Genomic DNA, 14,742 nt, shown 5'->3' with positions numbered 1-14,742 from the left:
GCCGTAGAGCCGTAGAAGGAGGCGACCGTAATGCGCACACCCCTGAAAGTGACCCTCGCCCTGATCGCCGGTGCCGTGCTCTGCCTGGCCCCGCAGGCCGCGGCCCTGCCCGCAGCTCAGAGCCCTTCCGCCCCCGCGGAGAAGCGCGCGGCGGCGGACCCGGAGTACAAGATCCTCGTATTCTCCAAGACGGCGGGCTTCAGACACTCGTCGATCGACGACGGCATCGCGACCCTGCGCAGCCTGGGCACGGAGAACAACTTCACCGTGGACGCCACCGAGGACGCGCAGTCTTTCACGACCGGCAACCTCGCCCAGTACAAGGCGGTCGTCTTCCTGTCGACGACAGGCGATGTGCTGAACGCCGCCCAGCAGACGGTCTTCGAGCAGTACATCCAGGGTGGTGGCGGGTACGTCGGTATCCACGCCGCTGCCGACACCGAATACGACTGGCCCTTCTACGAGGGGCTGGCCGGCGCTCTCTTCCACTCGCACCCGGCCATCCAGTCCGCCACCGTCAAGGTGGAGGACCGGGCACACGACGCCACCGCTCACCTGGGCAGAACCTGGCAGCGCACCGACGAGTGGTACAACTACCGCACCAACCCGCGCACCACCGCTCGCGTCCTGGCCTCGCTCGACGAGTCCAGCTACTCGGGCGGGAACATGTCCGGTGACCATCCGATCGCCTGGTGCAAGGACTACCGGGGCGGCCGGGCCTTCTACACCGGCGGCGGCCACACCGACGAGTCGTACACCGAGCCCGCCTTCCGTCGGCATCTCCTCGGCGGCATCCGCTGGACCGCGGGGATGACAGACGCCGACTGCCGCCCCGAGACCGGCTACACGCCCCTGTTCGACGGATCGTCCACCACCGGCTGGAAACAGGCCGGTCCCGGCGAGTTCACCCTCGCGGACGGCACGCTCACATCCCAGGGCGGGCTGGGCATGCTCTGGCACTCCGCCAAGGAGATCACCGGCGACTACTCCCTCAAACTCGACTGGAAAGCGGCCGGTGACGACAACTCCGGTGTCTTCGTCGGCTTCCCGGCCTCCGAGGACCCATGGTCCGCGGTGAACAACGGCTACGAGATCCAGATCGACGCGACGGACGCGGCCGACCGCACCACGGGCGCCGTCTACGGCTTCAAGTCCGCCGATATCGCTGCCCGGGATGGCGCACTGAATCCACCGGGGGAGTGGAACACCTATGAACTGAGGGTCACCGGCGAACGGTTGGAGATCTTCCTCAACGGCCGGAAGATCAACGATTTCACCAACACCGATCCGGTGCGGAGCCTGCGGCAGGGGCACATCGGCCTCCAGAACCACGGGGACGGCGACGAGGTGTCCTTCCGCAACATCCGCGTCAAGCAGGGCGGAGGCCAGGAGCCCGGTCCTCGCTCGGGTGAGGTGAAGGGGGTCAACGGCAAGTGTCTGGACGTGGATGGTGCTCAGACGGCCGACGGTACGAAGGTGCAGATCTGGACGTGTAACGGGTCCGGTGCGCAGAAGTGGACCGTGCCGGGTGACGAGACGTTACGGGCGCTGGGCAAGTGCCTGGATGTGTCGGGCGGCGGCACCTCGGACGGTACGAAGGTGCAGTTGTGGACGTGTAACGGGTCGGGTGCGCAGAAGTGGGCGGCGCAGTCCGACGGTTCGGTCCGCAATCCGCAGTCGGGCAAGTGCCTGGACGCCTCGGGGAGTACGTGGAACGACGGAACACCCGTCCACCTGTGGACCTGCCACGCCGAACCCAACCAGAAGTGGACCCTGCCCTGACGCGAACAGAGCGGTGAATCAGCCGACCTCTCGGTGGTGAATGCGCGCGACTTCCCGGATGGCAGACGGCGTTGGCCGACTGGACGCTGAACTGACCGCCGAACAGCGAGTCGATCTGTCGCAGCGCGGTGTCTGGCCGGCAATCCCGCAAGCACTGCTGCGGGATGATTCGCGCCTGCGGCCCACGGATATCCAGTTGGGCAGCTGGCCGAGGAATGACAAGGTGAGGCTCATGCTGCCGTCCACCGTCGAAGAACTCCTCCGGGAACTGCACGCCTCGCTCACACTGCGCAAGCGTCCGGAGGATGTAGCCCGGCTCATCCAGGATCTTTATGCGGCACAGGGCACTGAACTCGACGAGGTCACCGAGGCGGCACTCGGCAAAGCCGCCGAACACTCGCTGCGCAACCTTTGGCACGGCTACACCTCCATGCGGGAGGACTTTGCCCGCCCGGTCGGCGCACAGCGCCAGCTCGCCCGTGTGGCAAGCCTGTTCACGGATGTGCCGGAGCTTCCGGACAGCGCCGGGGACGATCCCGACCGGATTGAGGCAGTGATCCGGTGTGCAGGCGAGTCCATAGGCCGCGTGTACGGCCAGAACGACTTCGGCGCGGACCGTCTCAACCGGGGTGAGCGAACTGCTGCCGGCCTCGGCGAGGTCTCCAAGCGCCAGTACAACAAGCGCTTCCGTCTCCTGTGCCGTATGGAGGCCAAACTGGCGCGGCTGATGCACGAGCAACGCCGCCGCGAGGTGACGATGACGGGCAAGGGAGCGCTCGCGCACGTTCTGCCGTACGGTCTCTTCGCTGCGGACCCGGACACGGCGGCCTTCATCGCGTACATCACGGCGCGGGGCTACATGCGCAGCGTCTTCACGAACGGGAGCCAGCGCCAGGTCTACGACGAGGTCGCCGAGGCGCTGTTCCAGCGCTTGCGTGCGCAGCCCGAGCGGACCTGCTGGTCCGCGGTCGCGCATGTGCATCCCACAGCGGAGGTGCTGGGCGCAGTGTCCGACGAGGACCTCGCTCAGCTGCTGGTCCGGTGGAACGGTTTCCTGCGCCAGGTCGCGGATCTGTTGGAGGACGCCTGGAATCGGCACCCGCTGGAGCGCGAAACGATGATCGTGCGCCGCGGCGACGACTCATCGACGTGGAACCATGCCGCGCAGGCGTGGAATTCGGCCCGAGCGCACTGGTTCGCGATTCTGACCGAACTGGGTCAGGAGAAGATCCTGGACCGGGTCTGCCCGGGTAAGGTGCCCCGCCTGATGGCTGCCGATGTGGCGTATTGGCACCGCATGAGCGGCGGCGGCCTGCACCCTGACACCTACATCTGGGCAGAGCTGCCGTTGCCCTGGGAAGTGCTGCGGGGTGAGAAGGAATGCCCACGTTCGTTGGTCGAGGCAGTCTGCGCCCGACATCGGAGGGATCCCGTCGCCAGCGCCTGGACCGCCCCCCGGCCGACGGTTGAGGCTGTCGACTTCCGCCGGACGCCCGAACTTGTACACGGTGTTGCCGTCGCGGACCCTCTTATGGCCAGTGCCCTCCGGTCGGCAGGGGTGTTCTCCGGCCATGGCAAGCGCGCAGCGGCGAGGGAGTGGCTGTGACGGCTTGCCGAGGGGCTTGGGGAAATCGGTTGCCCGAAACGGCAGCCCCAGCCATGATCGACGTGGCGACGAGGAAGCTCTGCGGAGGAGCGCCCGGCTCTGTCCCCGGGTGGACGTAGGTTCGAATCCTGCCCTCGTCGCCACTTCACTCGCCATCGCTAGGACTGACGGCGGCCGACCCAGCGGTGAGGTCGCGGGTCCTGGCCTCGGTCAGTCGCTTCGGGGCCGTCGCGCGACGCTGCCGGAGTGCGCGGGGCGATGCCGCTGCCCTTGGCCGGCCGGGGACGTCCCATCGGTGCCACCCGGGCCGCCGACCACATCTCCCTGGTCGGCTTCCTCGGCGGCATGACCGCCCCGCTGGACGTCCTGTCGCTGCTCTACAGCCAGGCCGCCATCCGCGGCATCGCCGTCGGCCACCGCCGCGCCTTCCTCGACATGAACGCCTGGAGCGAGAAGAACGGCCTCGACCCGATCATCGACACCGTCTACGCCTTCGAAGACGCGATCAAGGCGTACGAACACCTCGCCTGCAGCGCCTTCGGCAAGATCGTCATCCGTGTCGCCGACTGACACCGCGCTCACCATCGCAAGGACGACCCCGCCTCGCCCGTCGTCAACGACGGTTTGACGACAGGCGAGCGAAGACCTGTCACACGCCTTCGCGAAGGATGATGCCTCGACGTCCCAGACATGTTGCGTGATCAAATCCAGATTCAGGATGCCATTCGAGTGTGCTGGCTATAGCCACTCGTTAATCGCTACGACGAAAACGGTCCCTTCGAAGCGGACCGCACGTTTGTCGTACCTCGTGGCCCAGGCCGTGTAGGGGAAGCGGATCTCATCAGGTGTCGAGTGGCAGCTCCAACAGTTCTTCCGGGGGCTGGAAACCGGATCGTTGCCAGAGGGAGCTGCTCCGCTCTGAGGGCCAGACGATCAGAGTGTCGAAGCCGGAGCTGCGTGAGTGCTGTTTCAGCGCCTCCAGGAGGGCAGAGCCGGCTCCCTTGTTACGTTGCGACGGCGTGACGTAGAAGTTCGTGACGTAGCCGACCGGGGTGTTGTCGGTGTACGGATCCGGCATTCTCTCCACCAGGCAGAGGAAGACGTGGCCGCAGATTTCGCCTCCGGTCTCCGCAACCAGAGCCAGCCATTGGCCATCGCTGAGACGGTCACGCATCCAGTGTTCGGCCTCTTCCAGGGGCCGGGCCAGTGCTGGCGGCTCCTTTTCGTGATCCTCTTGCTTGAACGTCCAGCGCATTTCGGCCAGGGGCCGGGCATCGGTGGGCCGGGCCGGGCCGGGCGCACGGTGAAGTCTGGGGTCATGAGGTGAGTTTCGCCGCCGTGCCCTGGTGAGGTGAATCGATTTCCGTACTGGTCACAGCCATTCGTTGATGACCGCAACGAGGACAGTGGCTTGGTTGGCCCGCAGTGCGCAACGCGAGCCGTCAGGATGTGCTGGTGAAGGCCGCCTCCTTGGTCTCGACGGTCCCGGCCGTACGACCCGGCGCCGCCTGATAGGTCCAGTACAGGTTCGTGTGCGCGATGACCTGGTCCGGCGACGGCGCACCCCGGTCTGTCTTGTCGCCCGTCGTGTGGGCGTCGCTGACCAGGATCGCGTCGTACCCTCTGGTGAACGCGCCGTGGAGCGTGGAGCGGATGCACGCGTCGGTCTCCGCGCCGACGACGACGAGGCGCCCGACACCCAGCCCCGACAGCACGGTCTCCAGCGTGGTGTCCTCGAAGGAGTCGCCGTAGCTCTTGGCGACGAGCGGCTCGGCGTCCCGCGGAGCGAGCTCCGTGACGATCCGCCAGTCGTCGCTCCCCTTCGCGAGGTCCTCGTCGAAGTGCTGGACCCAGACCACCGGGACCTCTTCCCGCCGCGCCCGCTCGACGAGACCGGCGACGTTCGCGACGACCACGTCGCGCTGGTGGGCCCCCTCGACGACGCCGTTCTGCACGTCGACGACAAGAAGCGCGGTGTTCGGCCGGTTCTCCAACGTAGTCATGATCTTCCTCTGCTCGCACCGGACTTGGATCCACGCACGATAGTCCCGACCACTGACATCGGGGCGGACGCGGACCAGTGCTGCGGTCCAGGTCTTGTGCAGAAGATCCAACACACGACTGAAACGGGCGTCCCTTCATGACGTCGCGAAATGTGGCATCAGTACCCCCGCAACGGTCGCTACCGCGCGGCCAACTATGACGCTCGGAGTGGCCAACTGAAGCGATCAGTGACAGGCCGCTGGCTCTAGCGCCACCCCTCTTGCAGAGAGGCGCAAGTCGGCTCGCCGCCGACTGGCGCCTGTCCGCACGATGCTCTAGGAACAGCGTTTGTCGACCGGTTCCGGAGGCATTTGGTGACCGTCTGGCTCGTTGATGTCGATGACAAATGACAGACGCCAGATGACAGATGACGGCATTGTCGGGAAGATTGCGACTCAGGTGCTGCGTGCGCGGGTGGCGAGCAGGGCTGCCAGGGTGCACGGTGCGAGCAGCATTCCGAAGGCGGCGCTGTAGCCGACGGTGTCGGCCGAGCCGGCGCCGAGGCAGGCGTTGAGCAGGGCGGAGGAGAAGCCCAGCACTGTTATCTGTCCCAGGTTCTGGGAAGTCTGCATCGCGCTGCTGGCGTAGCCCTGCCGGCCGGGTGGGCTATGGGTGAGTGACAGCACGGTGAGGGAAGGGGCGTACATACCCATACCGACTGCCGCGACGACCATCGCCGATGCGGCGGTATACGCGGGCGTCGCGGGAAGTGTCCCGGCAACCGCGAGCGCGATTGCCGCCGCCTGCACCAGTGCGCCCGCCACGACCAAGCGGTGGCGGGGGCAGTCCTCCAGCAGACGGCCTTGCACCCAGGAGGAGCCGGCCCAGGCCACGGCAGCTCCCGTGAAGGCCATGCCGACTACTACGGGCGAAGCGCCCCGGTCGGTGATCAGCAGCAGGGGTACGTAGGCCTCCAGTGTGAAGAACACGCCTGATCCCAGGCCGCACAGCAGCACCGTGGCCGGCAGGCCGCGCGCGGCACGCCAGGTACCCGGCGGCAGCAATCTCGGCGCGAACACCACCAGCAGGGCGAACCCGCCCGCTGCGAAGAGCAGGTGGCGCATGTCCCAGCCCGAGACACCGTACTGCCCCAATGCCGCACCCAGGCTTACGGCTGTCGCGACCATCACAGCGGGGCGCGGCAGCCTGTCTTTCGACCGTGCGGGCGCGGCCGCCCAGGAAGCGCCGCGCAGCACGGCCACCACCACCAGGGCGGGCAGCACGGTGAGAGCGGCCAGACCGAAGAACACCGCGCGCCAGGACCACCACTCGGCCACCAGTCCCGCCAGCGGAGGACCGACCAGCGACGGGACAATCCAGCAGGCGCTCATCAACGCCAGTACGCGTGGCCGCAGATGCTCGGGGTAGGCCCGGCCGATGGCAGCGTTGATCGACACCGCGACCATCCCGCCCGCCAGCCCGTCCAGGAAGCGCCCGGCCGCCAGCTGCCAGATCGAGGTGCTGGCTCCCGAGACCAGCAGGGTGGCCACTGCCAGTACCACGCCCGCCGCGAGCGGACGTAGCGCCCCTGCGCGGTCTGCCCAATGACCGCCCAGTACCCCACCGAGCAGACTCGCAGCTACGAAGCATCCCGCCACCAGGGGGAAGAGCGACACTCCATTCAGGTCGCGCGCTGCCGTCGGCAATGTGGGGACCACGGCCAGCGCGGCAAACCCGGTCAGGAACATCACCGCGGCGAAACTGGAGGTGGCGGCAGCGTACCGCCTGGAGAACAACTCCTCGGCGGGCCCGGGATGCGCCGGTAGACGATCGGCTGCCGTTGTCGAATCGTCGGAGACTGGCACGGTCGGTTCCGTAGAAGTTGCAGGCAAGCTACTTGGTACGTGCTTCGGATCACCAGTCACGGGCGCAAGGTAGACGGAACGCACAGCCTCATGCCACCTGTTTGTTCGAGCTGACTGCCCCCCTTTGCGCTCTCAACTACCCAAACCGCCAGGGGGGTTCAGGCCGGATATCAACAGCAGGCGGGCAGGCGAATTCATTGGTGACCAAGCTCTATACGACCAGCTGCACCAGGCGGAGCCCACCAGCAAGCAGATCCTGCAGCTCCTCTACCCGCAGCTCGCCGAAAAGATCAACATCGACCAGATGGCTGGCGCGGCCATGGCTCGGCCATGGCGCGGAACGAGGCTCAGCGGGGCCTCGGCATCCTGGCCGCCATGGACGAATGGGCGACGCGGTTACCGGTAGTTCGGCGAATCCGGCGATGGTGTGGGTTGACGACCTTTTCTTCAGCCTGGCACAGCGGCGGGGGTTTCGTGAGTACCTGACGGGGCTGCTGGCGCCGCGAGAACGGAACAAGACGATCACCTGCCTGACAGAGGCTGAGCCGGTGGCCGGTGGCCGGTGGCCGGTGGCCGGTGCGGGGATACCGGGGGTGCAGCGGCTGCAGTTCTTCTTGTCCGAGTCGCCCTGGGAAGCCGAGCAGATCAACGACCGGCGGCTTGAACTGCTGCGCGAGCAGGCGGCGACGGCTCCGCACGATGGTGGAGTCATCGTGATCGACGACTCCGGGGACCGCAAGGACGGCACGGCCAGCGCCAACGTGGGCCGGCAGTGGCTGGGCCGGCTGGGCAAGACCGACAACGGCATCGTCACGGTGACCACGGTGTGGACCGACGGGCGTGTCTACTACCCGCTGCACGCACAGCCGTACACGCACGCCCGTCACGTCACTCGCGGCCGGTCCGACCTGGCCGTCCGCACCAAACCACAGATCTCCGCCGCTCTCACGGTCCGGGGCGTGGAGGCGGGCTTTGCCTGCCGGGCGGTGGTCGCCGACTGCGCCTACTCCGTCAGCGCAGTCTGGTATCTCGCACTACGCGAGGCTGGCCTGCCCTACGTCGTGGCGCTCAAGCCGCACCGTGGCACCTGGGGCCCGGGTCGACCAACCGCACACCCCCATCAAGGCCGCCCGCTCCCTGGCGGGGACCGACCCGGCACATCCGGGTGACTGGACACCGGTTGAGCGCCACTTCCGCGATGGGTACATCGAGAGCTGGTGGACCGCCGACGCCCGCTGGGGTGGCTACGGCCCCGACTCCCCGTGCCGCCTGGTGGTAGCCACCACCGATCCAGCCACCCTGCCGGAGAAGGCCACCTGGTACCTGGCACCCAACCTGCCCCCACCCCGACGCGCCCCACGCCGCCACCAGCCCGTACCCGCCGGCCGGCCAAGCCGAGACCGTCCGCCTCTACGGCCTGCGGCCCTGGATCGAGCAGCGCTACAAGCAGGTCAAAGACGAACTCGGCTGGGTCGACTTCCAAGTCCGCTCCGACCGTGCCATCCGTCGCCACCAGGCCCTGGTCAACTGCGCCTTCTCCCTCTGCTGGAACCAATGGTTCGCCCCACCCAGGCCCTTGGACGCCACCGCGCCCGATCCATGTTCCGAGAGGAGCCAGAGAGGGGGCCCAACCGAGCCCCACCGGCCCCAACCGCCTTGCTGACCCGGGGCGTTACGAGCCGTCGGTTCCTGGCTTACCTCTGCCATTACCCTCAACCGGTGGTGGCGAGCCTGGACGGACAAGGAGCCGCCTCCGAGCTCCAGGCCCTGATTGACGCGGTCACCACCGGACATGGCATTGACCTCTACTGCCGGATGCAACGAACTACCGGTAACCACCTGAGGTGTCTGATGCGGTACTAAGGCACGAGGACGATCTTGCCCTGTACCCGGCCGGTTTCGCTGAGCTCGTGGGCCTTCGCGCACTCGGTGAGCGGGAAAGTCTCGGAGATCGTGGGGCGTACGCCGTGGGTGTCGACGAGTTCGGCGAAGGCGGTCAGCACGGCGGGGGTCGGATCCAGGAAGAACTCCACGAACCGTATGCCGAGTTCGGCGGCGCGTGCCGTCACCTCGGTGCGGTCCACGCCGACGCCGACGACGTCGACCAGAATGCCGCCTGGCTTGAGGGTGGGCAGCGAGCGCGGGCCGTAATCGTTGCTGATGGTGTCCAGCACCGCGTCGAGGCCGCGCAGGGCCGAGAAGTCTTCCACTGTGTAGTCAATCAGCTCGTCGGCGCCGAGCCCGCGCAGGTAGTCGTGCTTGGCGGCTCGGGCCGTGCCGACAACGTACGCGCCCCGGGCCTTGGCGATCTGTACGCCGAGGTGGCCGACCCCGCCGGCCGCGCCGTGGATCAGCACTCGCTGGCCGGGCTGTACGTCGGAGAGGGTGACCAGGGCCTGGTAGGCGGTGAAGCCGGAGATCGGCAGGGCGGCGGCGCCGACGTGGTCGAGGGTGCGTGGCTTGGGCGCGATTCGATCCTCGGGGACCACCACGTGGTCGGCGTGGCTGCCGTGTGGCGGGAGGGTCCAGCCGTAGACTTCCTCGCCCACCGCGAAGCGGGTGACGGCCTTGCCGACGGCCTCAACCGTACCGCTGAACTCGTGGCCGAGCACGAACGGCGGCGGGCCGAAGAAGTCCACCTTGCCGATGCGGACCTTCCAGTCCGCGGGGTTCATGCCGGTGGCCCGTACCCGGACCAGGACCTCGCCGGGGCCCGGCGAAGGTAGGGGTATCTCGGCGAGTTCCAGCACGTCGGAGCCGCCGATGGCCTGCTGTGTGATCACCCGTGTCGTCGTCATGCAGGTCATTCTGAGCCCGACGATTACGGGAGGAAGGCGGTTTCACCCCCAGCCGAATGAGTCCCCACCGGTTCCTCTGCCTCTGAGACAGCCAGGACCTCAAGTAGCCGCGGCACCGCTCAGCGAGCCTGCCAACCCGAACCACCAGCCTGCTGACCAACTGTCATGAGCGGCTCGGACACAGGCACTTAACGGCCTGGGATCATCGCCTCGCGTTGGTGGGAGTGAGGCGAAGCCCGCTCATGCTCCTCCGAGGCTCTCGCACAGCCCCAACGCCCGCCCCAGGAGTGGGAGCTGGCGGGCAACTGGAATCGGAGCAGAGAGACGGCGGGGGCCGCTTCTATGCCATCAGGTCGAGGACGGCCCACACCTGGCGGCCCTCGGCGGTCAGCTCAGTACTGCAGGACACCGCGCCCATCTTCAGCAGTTGCGGCAGTACGTCTTCCCCGGCGGGAATGTCGGTGGGCTGGTGGCTGAGCGCCAGGATGAGCACTTGGTGGTTCTGCTCGGCCAGATGCACGCTGACATGGCGTCCGCCATCGGCGACGACGAGGCCGACCATGTGCCGCAGCAGGCTTTCGAGGTGTTCCGGTACGCGGACCCCCCATTTGGTGAGCCTGCCGCTGACCTCCTTGAACGCTTTGGCGCCCGCCCACGGCTGCGCCTCAAGGTTCCATGCGGCACCTTGCCGGTTCTTCATCACCGGGCGCCCGGTGCGCGATCCGCGCTGGGGGAGCGGGAAGGACGCCGGATCGATCCGGGTCTGGGGCGGCGGAGGCGACGGCGGCTTCTTCGGCGGCGGGGGAGACTTGGGCGGATAGTCGGGGCGCGGCTTGGTGGCCTCTGGCTCGGCGTGCGATTCCATCAGGGCCTCCCGGCGCAGCGTGCATCCATCGTAGAGACTGCCCCGCGCGCCTGGCCGGTGAACAGCGCATCCCCATATGCCTGTTGCGGCTGGCCGCACGCCAGCATGCGGATGGCGCTGGATTCCCCCTGATGTCATCGAGCGCCTCAGCTATCCGCCCTTTGTCGACCCGTGACACACCACTTCCTGCACAGCTGCTGTCCGCTCCCATGATCTCTCCGGCCGGACGCGGCACGCTACCAAGGAGCTCGGACAGCACCCCGGCTCTACTACCGGACATCGAGGCGGGGCCGTCGCGAGGTCGCGTGCTGCCTCGCCTCGTGGACGCACCCCAGTTGGTTGAAGGGCACAGACGGTTGCCCGGGCCAGACAACGCGGAGACCCATGAGGCGCTACGCGACCACTCAACCGCAACGCTGGACGGATACGCCGACGAATGTCAGTGGCACAGGCGACGCTAGGAGCTGTCCGGTCGATCATTGATGACGTGCTCTGGCTGCTGCTTGAGAGGCTTATGACCGCGGCCTGCAGTTGATTGCCAGGGCGCTGCTGCTGCGCGACCATCGTCGGGTGAATACGGACGAGGGTCGGAAGCTGATGCGGGTTGTGCAGACCTGTTCCGCCTCCCCATCGCAGTGGGATGCCTGGACGGCAGACGGCCAGTACCTGTATCTCCGCTATCGGCATGGTGGGGGCTGCGTCGAGTGGCATCCCGGCTCTGGCGATGATGACGACACGCCGGACTCTTGGAACAAGGGTCGCTCGGGGCTCCTGGTCGAATGGGACGACGGCACCGGCAGCGGTGCCATCAGTCTTGAGGACTTCCTCGCGACCGCGGGCTTGGCGCTGGCGCCGGGTGCCTCGGTGAGCTGAGGTCGTGGCACGTGCGGCGGCCACCGCTTCGGTGCCGTCGCCGCCATCCACGCGTGCTCCGGAATCCGTGACTCGCTGGAATGTTCGCTCGAGTACTTCGATGACCTTCTGAGAAGTCAGTCCCTCGAGTTCATCGACGAAGTCGGCAGCGAGATCGCTGTCGAATGGGCCTGTTCCCCACGTTCCCATGCACGGCTCCTGGTATCGCTCTCGCGGACGAAGCCAGCATTCCAGCAGACACTGACAAACGCTCGCGGGCCAGGAGGACTCGTTTGCGAAGCAAGGCGAATCCCGCACGGCCGAACATCCGGCGCTTGAGCATTTTGATCCGGTTGACATGGTCCTCCACGACGCCGGAGTTTTAGGGGAGGGTAAGACCGGCAGTGACGGCATCGAGGTCGCGCAGGAGGCGCTGAGCAAAGTGGCGGAGGCCGGGCAGTTCGGTAGTGGCGCTGGCTGCTTCGTTCCATTCGTGGATCCGGTCGCCTTGCAGGTGAGCGAGCATGTGGGCAAAGAAGCGCACGTGCTCGGGAGTGCTGTCAGTCCGGGGCAGTTGGCGGTCGGGGGCCGACCGGTGGGGCTTGCCGCGAAGAGTCCTGCTGACGTAGTCGCGGACGCTGGCGTATCCGCGTGGATAGCCTTGTTCCTTGATCTCCTCCCGTAGTTTTCCAGGCGTTGGCGCAATCTTCCTGCCGGCGCTGGTCGATGTAGGGGTTGTAGGCGTTGAGCTTGGTGGCACGGCTTTGCCACTGGCCGGTGAACATCTCCTCCGGGGTGGTGGCGCCGGAGAAGCGCAGGATGGTGTTGAGGGTCATGCCGAGTTGCCGGGCGACGGATCGCTTGCTGTGTCCGGCGGCGAGGAAAGCGTGGGTGGTGGCGCGCTGCGGGTGCGTTCGGCGAACCGGTGCCCCTGTCGGCCAGAGCGACAACGCGGCCGACACTGCCTCTGCTTGCGGTTCCTCGGGCTGTGTCGGCATGGGGCGTATGCATCCGCGGTGCCGAAAGAGCGCCGTCGACATCATCGCGATGTCCGCCGGGCGCAAGGTCTTTGGCCTCACCACCGCAGGCGTCCGTCTGGCTTGACCCCTGGAGCGTCAGTCCGGCAGCCAGTGCAGCTCGTGCGCCAGGGATTTGGCGACGGCACGGACGCGGTGGTGTAGCGGCGATTGCTCGCGTGGGAGGACCAGGTGGATCGTCAGGCCGGGCGCGTCTCGCAGCGGTCGCCAGGTGAGACCGGCCGGTTGTGCCGTGATCGCGGCTTCTCCGGCCGGGGCGAGGGTGACCCCGTCGTGCAGGTCGCGCTGAGACATGTCGAAAGAGACTGCGGGTGTGTGGAATTGGGGGTGTGGTCGGGTGTCTCGGAACAGTGCGGACAGCTGATCGTGGATCACGGGGTTGGCCGCACGGTCCGGGAGTCGCAGCGGATACGCGGCCGCGTCGGCGATCTCGATCTCCGGGTGTTCGGCCAGCGGATGGTGCTGCGCCAGCTGAACCCCGATGCGCGCACGCCGCAGCAGGTACCGGCGCACGCCACGGCCCGGCTGTTCACCGCGGGTGATCCCGGCATCGATGCGGCCGTCGGCGACCGCGGGGGAGATCTCCGGTGTCGCCATCGGGACCGCGCCGACCTCGAGTCCGGGACTGCTGCGAATCAGCCTGTCCACCAGGGCCGGTGCCGTTTCGGCCCCGGCGCTGAGACTGTATCCGATGCGGAGCGTGCCCAGTTCACCGGCCGCCGCGCTCCGGGCGGTGTCCCATGCCCGGTCCAGCGCCGCCAGCGCGGGCGGCGCGGACTCCGCCAAAGCCGCACCGGCCGTGGTCAATACGACGCTACGCGTGTCGCGGACCAGCAGGGCCGTACCGAGTTCCGTCTCCAATCGGCGCATCCGGGCGCTGAGTGCGGGCTGTGCGATACCGATCCGGGCGGCCGCGCGGGTGAAGTTCAACTCCTGTGCCAGCACCAGGAAGTACCGCAGGCTCACTGTGTCCGGCGCCACGTGGCCTCCCTGCGGATTGATAACGATCCGTTCTGAGCCTATCCCGTACCGGTCTTTCCCTAGACCGCACATCAAGCCCTAGCCTGCGCATATGGCGATTCAACTGACCGCAGAACCCGTCGCCGGGATCGATCGATCTGAGTGTCAATTCGAAGTCGGACGTGTCCGGCCGAACACAGGAGGTTTCCATGGCTAAGGGCTACTGGGCCAGTGTCTACCCCGCCATTTCCGACCCTGAGAGGCTGACTGCCTACGACAAGCTGGCCGGTCCGGCTGTCCAGGCTGGGGGCGGGCGCGTCCTGTCCAGTGGCGGTCGAGTCGTCGCCCACGAGGCCGGAATCACGCAACGCGTCGTTCTGATCGAGTTCGACAGCTTTGAACAGGCCGTCGCGGCATACGAGAGCGAGGCATACCAGAAGGCGCTGGTGGCCCTCCCCGACGGCTTGGAGCGCGACTTCCGCATCACCGAAGGCATCGACTGACCGGCGGGCCCAGCCATCGCTGAGCATCCGTAAGCCGGCCGCCTAGCCACACCACAGGCACCACCCTCACTGGAAAGCTCGGGCAGGGTTTCACACACTGCACACCGTCGGGCAGACCCACCCGGGCCTGTCCGACAGGCCGTCTCCGGAGAGATCCCGCACAGCTTGTCAGCCCGTAGAGATAAGGCTGAGTTCGGGCCGCTGTCGGGAGGGTGTCCCGCGTGGCGGCCCATCGCTGGCCGCGTTCGCCTCCGGCGAGCCCGTTCTGGTGGACCAGCTCGGCTCCGCTTGGCCGCTGTTCACGGATGCCGCGTGCCGCATCGGCGCCGGTGCCGCCTTCGCATGACTCCCTGTCCACCGCCACCACGCATCCGGCGATCATGGGCCGCATGCCGCCTCACCACCTGGCACCAGCTCGCTGACCGATCGGCCCCGGGCCCGCATTGCGCACTCCTCCGCGGCCTCCTCGGTGGGGTGCGCCGATGACGTGG

Annotated in this window: 13 protein-coding genes, 1 tRNA gene and 1 pseudogene; 7 read left to right on the top strand and 8 right to left on the bottom strand. The window is 67.4% G+C overall.

Annotated elements, in window-relative coordinates:
* Nucleotides 1-30 precede the first annotated feature (30 nt).
* The 4 genes from AB0I94_RS28585 to AB0I94_RS28570 all read left to right on the top strand — a co-directional run bounded on the left by AB0I94_RS28585 (nucleotide 31) and on the right by AB0I94_RS28570 (nucleotide 3,958).
* On the top strand, nucleotides 31-1,782 hold the full coding sequence (locus tag AB0I94_RS28585; protein WP_363312575.1) for a ThuA domain-containing protein: 1,752 nt from the start codon (nucleotides 31-33) through the stop codon (nucleotides 1,780-1,782).
* 58 nt (nucleotides 1,783-1,840) lie between these two features.
* Nucleotides 1,841-3,388, top strand: a complete 1,548-nt coding sequence (locus AB0I94_RS28580; RefSeq protein WP_363312574.1) for a hypothetical protein — start codon at nucleotides 1,841-1,843, stop codon at nucleotides 3,386-3,388.
* A gap of 67 nt (nucleotides 3,389-3,455) precedes the next feature.
* A tRNA-Gln gene (locus tag AB0I94_RS28575) sits at nucleotides 3,456-3,531 on the top strand.
* Between the two features lie 115 nt (nucleotides 3,532-3,646).
* On the top strand, nucleotides 3,647-3,958 hold the full coding sequence (locus AB0I94_RS28570; RefSeq protein WP_363312573.1) for a hypothetical protein: 312 nt from the start codon (nucleotides 3,647-3,649) through the stop codon (nucleotides 3,956-3,958).
* A gap of 271 nt (nucleotides 3,959-4,229) precedes the next feature.
* Here the strand turns inward: AB0I94_RS28570 and AB0I94_RS28565 are convergent, their stop codons facing one another.
* The 3 genes from AB0I94_RS28565 to AB0I94_RS28555 form a co-directional block, all read right to left on the bottom strand.
* Nucleotides 4,230-4,643 carry a GNAT family N-acetyltransferase gene (locus AB0I94_RS28565; protein WP_363312572.1) on the bottom strand — a complete coding sequence of 138 codons (414 nt, stop codon included), beginning with the start codon at nucleotides 4,641-4,643 and terminating at the stop codon, nucleotides 4,230-4,232.
* Between the two features lie 187 nt (nucleotides 4,644-4,830).
* Nucleotides 4,831-5,391, bottom strand: coding sequence for an isochorismatase family protein (locus AB0I94_RS28560; RefSeq protein WP_363312571.1), 561 nt, complete (start codon nucleotides 5,389-5,391; stop codon nucleotides 4,831-4,833).
* Nucleotides 5,392-5,826: 435 nt separating this feature from the next.
* On the bottom strand, nucleotides 5,827-7,119 hold the full coding sequence (locus AB0I94_RS28555) for an MFS transporter (RefSeq protein ID WP_363312618.1): 1,293 nt from the start codon (nucleotides 7,117-7,119) through the stop codon (nucleotides 5,827-5,829).
* Nucleotides 7,120-7,619: 500 nt separating this feature from the next.
* On the opposite strand from AB0I94_RS28555, the gene AB0I94_RS28550 reads away from it, so the two are divergent.
* Complete coding sequence (locus AB0I94_RS28550; protein WP_363312570.1) at nucleotides 7,620-8,405, top strand: transposase; 786 nt, start codon at nucleotides 7,620-7,622, stop codon at nucleotides 8,403-8,405.
* Between the two features lie 690 nt (nucleotides 8,406-9,095).
* On the opposite strand, the gene AB0I94_RS28545 is transcribed toward AB0I94_RS28550, so the two are convergent.
* Both AB0I94_RS28545 and AB0I94_RS28540 read right to left on the bottom strand, forming a co-directional pair.
* Nucleotides 9,096-10,034 carry an NADP-dependent oxidoreductase gene (locus AB0I94_RS28545; RefSeq protein ID WP_363312569.1) on the bottom strand — a complete coding sequence of 313 codons (939 nt, stop codon included), beginning with the start codon at nucleotides 10,032-10,034 and terminating at the stop codon, nucleotides 9,096-9,098.
* A 340-nt stretch (nucleotides 10,035-10,374) separates the two neighbouring features.
* Entirely contained in the window at nucleotides 10,375-10,899 is a 525-nt protein-coding gene (locus tag AB0I94_RS28540; protein ID WP_363312568.1) for a hypothetical protein, read from the bottom strand.
* A 570-nt stretch (nucleotides 10,900-11,469) separates the two neighbouring features.
* On the opposite strand from AB0I94_RS28540, the gene AB0I94_RS28535 reads away from it, so the two are divergent.
* Nucleotides 11,470-11,772, top strand: coding sequence for a hypothetical protein (locus AB0I94_RS28535; protein ID WP_363312567.1), 303 nt, complete (start codon nucleotides 11,470-11,472; stop codon nucleotides 11,770-11,772).
* Between the two features lie 30 nt (nucleotides 11,773-11,802).
* On the opposite strand, the pseudogene AB0I94_RS28530 reads toward AB0I94_RS28535, so the two are convergent.
* From AB0I94_RS28530 to AB0I94_RS28520, 3 genes and pseudogenes are all read right to left on the bottom strand, one after another.
* Nucleotides 11,803-11,961 (bottom strand): annotated as a pseudogene (locus AB0I94_RS28530) (DUF4259 domain-containing protein); the annotation flags it as partial.
* Between the two features lie 350 nt (nucleotides 11,962-12,311).
* On the bottom strand, nucleotides 12,312-12,749 hold the full coding sequence (locus AB0I94_RS28525; protein ID WP_363312566.1) for a hypothetical protein: 438 nt from the start codon (nucleotides 12,747-12,749) through the stop codon (nucleotides 12,312-12,314).
* A gap of 117 nt (nucleotides 12,750-12,866) precedes the next feature.
* Nucleotides 12,867-13,769 (bottom strand): LysR family transcriptional regulator, encoded by a 903-nt coding sequence (locus AB0I94_RS28520; protein WP_363312565.1) that lies wholly within the window; start codon nucleotides 13,767-13,769, stop codon nucleotides 12,867-12,869.
* Nucleotides 13,770-13,957: 188 nt separating this feature from the next.
* Between AB0I94_RS28520 and AB0I94_RS28515 the strand changes: the two genes are divergently transcribed.
* Nucleotides 13,958-14,251, top strand: a complete 294-nt coding sequence (locus tag AB0I94_RS28515) for a DUF1330 domain-containing protein (protein WP_363312564.1) — start codon at nucleotides 13,958-13,960, stop codon at nucleotides 14,249-14,251.
* The last annotated feature ends 491 nt before the right edge of the window (nucleotides 14,252-14,742 follow it).

It is taken from the genome of Streptomyces sp. NPDC050147 (assembly GCF_040660195.1).
Lineage (GTDB): Bacteria > Actinomycetota > Actinomycetes > Streptomycetales > Streptomycetaceae > Streptomyces.
Note: the sequence above shows the minus strand (reverse complement) of the source record. Positions and strands in the feature narration are given on the sequence as shown.